At 68.7% G+C, this 4,769-nt stretch carries 4 protein-coding genes; 2 read left to right on the top strand and 2 right to left on the bottom strand.

Translation table 11 applies throughout. The features are described 5' to 3' along the window. Positions 1 to 144 precede the first annotated feature (144 nt). Complete coding sequence (locus ACYPYD_RS13325) at positions 145 to 435, bottom strand: DUF2218 domain-containing protein (protein ID WP_008832215.1); 291 nt, start codon at positions 433 to 435, stop codon at positions 145 to 147. Continuing rightward, the gene (locus ACYPYD_RS13320) at positions 432 to 1,097 is read right to left on the bottom strand and encodes a PadR family transcriptional regulator (RefSeq protein WP_459663563.1); all 666 of its coding nucleotides are present in this window, start codon (positions 1,095 to 1,097) and stop codon (positions 432 to 434) included. Before ACYPYD_RS13320 ends, ACYPYD_RS13325 begins: the two co-directional genes overlap by 4 nt. A gap of 234 nt (positions 1,098 to 1,331) precedes the next feature. Between ACYPYD_RS13320 and ACYPYD_RS13315 the strand changes: the two genes are divergently transcribed. Beyond that, on the top strand, positions 1,332 to 4,061 hold the full coding sequence (locus tag ACYPYD_RS13315) for an ATP-dependent DNA helicase (RefSeq protein ID WP_459663561.1): 2,730 nt from the start codon (positions 1,332 to 1,334) through the stop codon (positions 4,059 to 4,061). A gap of 23 nt (positions 4,062 to 4,084) precedes the next feature. Next, positions 4,085 to 4,630, top strand: coding sequence for a SixA phosphatase family protein (locus tag ACYPYD_RS13310; RefSeq protein WP_008832212.1), 546 nt, complete (start codon positions 4,085 to 4,087; stop codon positions 4,628 to 4,630). Positions 4,631 to 4,769: the final 139 nt, after the last annotated feature.

Below are 4,769 nucleotides of genomic sequence, written 5' to 3'. Positions count from 1 at the left end.
AGCGAAGGCTGGGACCGCTAGCCGCGTAAAGCCCAACCCCTCGGCCGGGCGCCCTGACGATAGTTGGCAATAACAGGCTAACGGTCCCAGCCTTCGCTGGGATGACGGCGTATGAGGAGGAGCGTTCAGCCCCTCCTTGCACGCTCAGTCCCGCCACGCCCAATCATAGACCAGCGCGTCCTCGCGGAACGCGAAGCGGTCGATGTGACGGGCGACCACGTCGGTCAGGCCCTGCACCGCGTCGCGATCCTCGCCGGTGATGGTGATGGCGATGCCTTCCGCATCGGCGTCCATCACGGTGACGGCATTGGGGAACGTCACCGTTCCCTTATCGCCGTCCACTGCGGTTTCCAGCTTGTGACTCCAGTGCTTGCAGAGCTGGCGGACATATTTGCCGCCATTGGGCGTCTTCACGGTCGCGGCGATGGTGCTCACTTCTCGATCCTTTCGATCTTTCGGGTGGCCTCGTCGATGACATCCGCGATCTGCAGGATGAAGTCGCGGTCGGCGCCTTCGGTCGAGAGCCGGTCGAACACCGCCGTCTTGAGCGCGTGGAAGGCCCGGCGCACCGGTGCGGGATCAACCCGGTCGCGCTGCGCGGCCAGAGCCCCGAGGCGGCCCTTGAGTTCGGCGAACTTCTCCGCATCCGCCTCGGCCTTGGCGCGGCCTTCGGCGGTGGCCTCGAAAGCCTTGCGAGCGCTGTCGCCGGAGACGGGGGCGATCAGGCCGGTCTCTTCCATGTAGATCAGCGCGGGGTAGACCACGCCCGGGCTCGGCGCATAGTCGCCGCCCGAAAGCGCCTCGATCTCGCGGATCAGTTCATAGCCGTGGCGCGGCGCCTCGACGATCAGGGCGAGCAGCAGGGTCTGCAGTTCGGCCTGGTCGAACAGCCGCTTGCGACGACCGCCGCCGCGCGGACCGTCAGGACCACCGCGTCCGCCGCGACCTTCAAAGCCGCCACCGAAGCCGCCGGGAAAGCCCTTCCCGAACCCGCCACCAAGCGGTCCACGGGCCAGCCCGTGCAGGCCGTGCCTGTCGCCGTGGCGGCCAAGCATGGCGCGCAAGTCTTCGGCGCCTTCGGCCATCGCTGCCATCATGTCCTCGCGCCCGAAGCGGCGCTCTCCACCGTGACGGCCGCGCCCCCCTCCATGACGGTGGCCGTGGTTGCAATCTGAGTTTCTCATCATTCGTTCCATATGCTTCATGATGGCCTTAAGATATATCTTGAGTGAAATTCAACAAGAGGGAAATTTGTATCGAGCCGTAATTTTTTCCGTGGAGCGCGAGAGCCCGGCGTTTCCAATTCCGCCCCCCGTGCCTAATGAGAGGCCATGGCCGCCCTGCCCCTCCCTGCCCTCCACGCCAGTCACGGCGGCTGCTGGCTGCGCGAGAAGGATCTGACGGGCCTCGGCACCCGCCCTCTTTCCAAGGGCGAGGCGGTGATGGCCGCCGCCGACACCCCGCTGCTGATCCTCAACGCACCCTTGCTGGCGACACGGCTGGGCTATCCCGACCTGTCGGGACTGGACCTTCTGGAACTCTACGCCTTCGTCCATCCGGCGCGCTTTGTGGTGCCGACCCCCAAGGGCCTTGCCCATGCCCTCGGCCTCGCCGAGCCGGAGGGCGATTCCGATGTGCCGCGCCTGCTGCAGGAAGCGGCCGGCGCCCTGCTCGACATGTGCGAGAACGGGGCCTGGTCCGAACGCGAGGGTGCATGGACCTCGCTGCAGTCGCTGGTGCGCATGCGCTGGCCCTGGGCCACGCTGCTGACGGGGCGCATCCGCAAGCCCGAGCGTGCCGAACGCTGGTTGTTCACGCGCCTGCCTGAATGGGAGGAGACACCCGAAGTCCCCCAGCCTCGGCAGGTCGTGCTGGAGGACGAGGAAGTCCTGCAGCGGCTCGCCAGCCTCACCGGCAGCGCTGCCGAACAACGCCCCGGCCAGCGTGCCTACGCGGTGGAGACCGCCCACGCCTTCGCCCCGCGCGAGCGCTCGGGCCGCCCGCACGTCCTGCTAGCGCAGGCGGGCACCGGCATCGGCAAGACGCTGGGCTACCTCGCGCCCACCTCGCTATGGACCGAGAAGGCAGGCGGCACCGTCTGGGTCTCCACCTATACCAAGGCGCTGCAACGTCAGCTCCGCGCCGAAAGCCGCCGCGCCTGGCCCGAGCGACGCGCCGACGGCACCCGCCCCGTGGTGGTGCGCAAGGGCCGCGAGAACTACTTGTGCCTCCTCAACCTCGAAGATGCGCTGCAAGGCGGATTTAACGGACGCGCGGCGATCCTCGCGCAGCTGGTGGCGCGCTGGGCGGCCTACTCGCAGGACGGCGACATGATCGGCGGCGACCTGCCCGGCTGGCTCGGCACCCTGTTCCGCCAGCGCGGCATCGCGGCGCTGACCGACCGGCGCGGCGAATGCGTCTATGCCGGGTGCCCGCATTATCGGAAGTGCTTCATCGAGCGCGCCACCCGCGCCAGTGTCGGCGCCGATCTCGTGATCGGCAATCACGCCCTCGTCATGGTCAATGCCGCGCGCGGCCGCGATCCGGCTTCCCGCCCGACCCGCGTGGTGTTCGACGAAGGCCATCACGTTTTCGACGCCGCCGATTCCACGTTCGCCGCCGCACTCACCGGCGCCGAGGCGATCGAGTTGCGCCGCTGGGTGATCGGCCCGGAAAAGGCGTCCAAGGGCCGCCGCCGGGGCCTCTCCGCCCGCCTCGCCGACGTCGCCAGCTACGACGAGGCAGGCGCCAAGGCCATCGCCGCCGCGCGCGAGGCCGCAGAGGCGCTCCCCGGCGACGGCTGGATGGGCCGCATCGCCGAGAACGCCGCGAGCGGGCCGCTGGAAGAACTGCTCGCGGCGGTGCGCGCCACGGTTTATGCGCGTGACGAAAGCGGCGGGCAGGAAGCGGGCTATGGCCTCGAAACCGAAGCGGCCAGCCTCGAAGGTTCGTTCGTCGAGATCGCGCAAGGCGCCCGCGCGGCGCTGGCGGAGCTGCGCCAACCGCTGATCCGCCTCGGCATGCGCCTCGAAGCGCTGCTTGAGGAGCCGCCTGACTGGCTCGACGGCCCCGGACGCGCCCGCATCGAAGGTGCGCGCCATTCGCTGACGTGGCGCGTCGATACGCTGGGCGCCTGGGAATCGCTGCTCGACCGCATGGGCGGCCCGGCCGATCCGGAATACGTCGACTGGCTCGCCGTCGATCGATCGGAGGCGCGCGAATTCGACATCGGCATTCACCGCCGCTGGCTCGATCCGATGAAGCCCTTCGCACAGGTCGTGCTCGAACCGGCGCACGGCGTCGTCATGACTTCGGCCACGCTGCGCGACGGCGAGGACTGGGCCAAGGCCATCGCCCGCTCCGGTGCGCCGAACATCGAGGTGATGCCGCGCCTGTCGATCCACCAGAGCCCGTTCGACTACGCGACGCAGGCCGAAGTGCTGATCGTCACCGACGTGCCCAAGGGCGACATTCCCGCCCTCTCCGCCGCCTTCGGGCGTCTGATCGAAACCTCACGCGGCGGCGTGCTCGGCCTGTTCACGGCGATCCGGCGGCTGCGCGCGGTCTATGGCCGCATCGCCGACCGGCTCGCACGGGGGGGCTTGCCGCTCTACGCGCAGCACGTCGATCCGATCGACACCGGCACGCTGGTCGACATCTTCCGCGACGATCCCGCCGCCTCGCTGCTGGGCACCGATGCCTTGCGCGACGGGGTGGACGTGCAGGGCGACTCCCTGCGCCTCGTTGTGATGGAGCAAGTGCCCTGGCCGCGCCCGACGATCCTGCACCGCGCCCGGCGCCTGGCGGGCGGGGGCAGCGCCTACGACGACACGCTGATCCGCGCCAAGCTGGCGCAGGCTTTCGGCCGCCTCATCCGCAGCCGCGAGGACCGGGGGCACTTCGTGGTGCTCTCGCCCGCATTCCCCTCGCGCCTGCTCTCCGCCTTCCCGGCGGGGACGCCGATCCGGCGCGTTACGCTGGAGGAGGCTTTACAGCGCGTGGCCGGTCATGCTCAAGGAGCCGCAGCGGACCGGGCGGAAGACTCGCAGTCGCTATCCTGATCCGCTGTTGTAGAGTTGGCCCCATGAAAATCCTCGGCATCTTCCGTCACGCCAAATCGGACTGGACCGATGCCCGTCTGCGCGACTTCGACCGCCCGCTTAACAAGCGCGGGCGGGTCGGGGCGGGTGTCATGGGCAAGCACATCCTCGAACACGGTGTAGGCTGGCGCTACATCCTCGCCTCGCCCGCCGTGCGCGTGACGCAGACGATCGAGCTTGCCGGTGAAGCGGCCGGAGAGACGCCGCCCGTCACCTGGGACCGGCGCATCTACCTCGCCAGTTCGGCAGCGTTGATCGACGTGCTGAAGGATCAGGAAACGGACCCGCGCTCGATCCTGCTGGTCGGGCACAATCCGGGGCTGGAGGATCTGATCTTCGACCTCGTGCCGGATGATGGGTCCAGCCCTCTGCGTGACGTGGTCGAGGACAAGTTCCCCACCGCTGCCTATGCGGTGGTGGAACTGGACATAGAGCACTGGTCTGACTTGCGCGAAGGCTGCGGTCGGCTGACGCATCTGGTGCGCCCGCGCGACCTCGATCCCTCGCTCGGGCCGAGCCTGACCGAGTAACACCGCACCAGGGCGTACAAGCACCCGTCATCCCAGCGAAAGCTGGGACCGCTGGCAGTGCTTGAGGCGAAACCTATCGTCGAGGTGCCCTGACGCTGGCTCACGCCTAAAGATTTTCCAGCGGTCCCAGCCTTCGCTG

The sequence above is a fragment of the Novosphingobium sp. 11B genome, from assembly GCF_054589055.1.
Note: the sequence above shows the minus strand (reverse complement) of the source record. Positions and strands in the feature narration are given on the sequence as shown.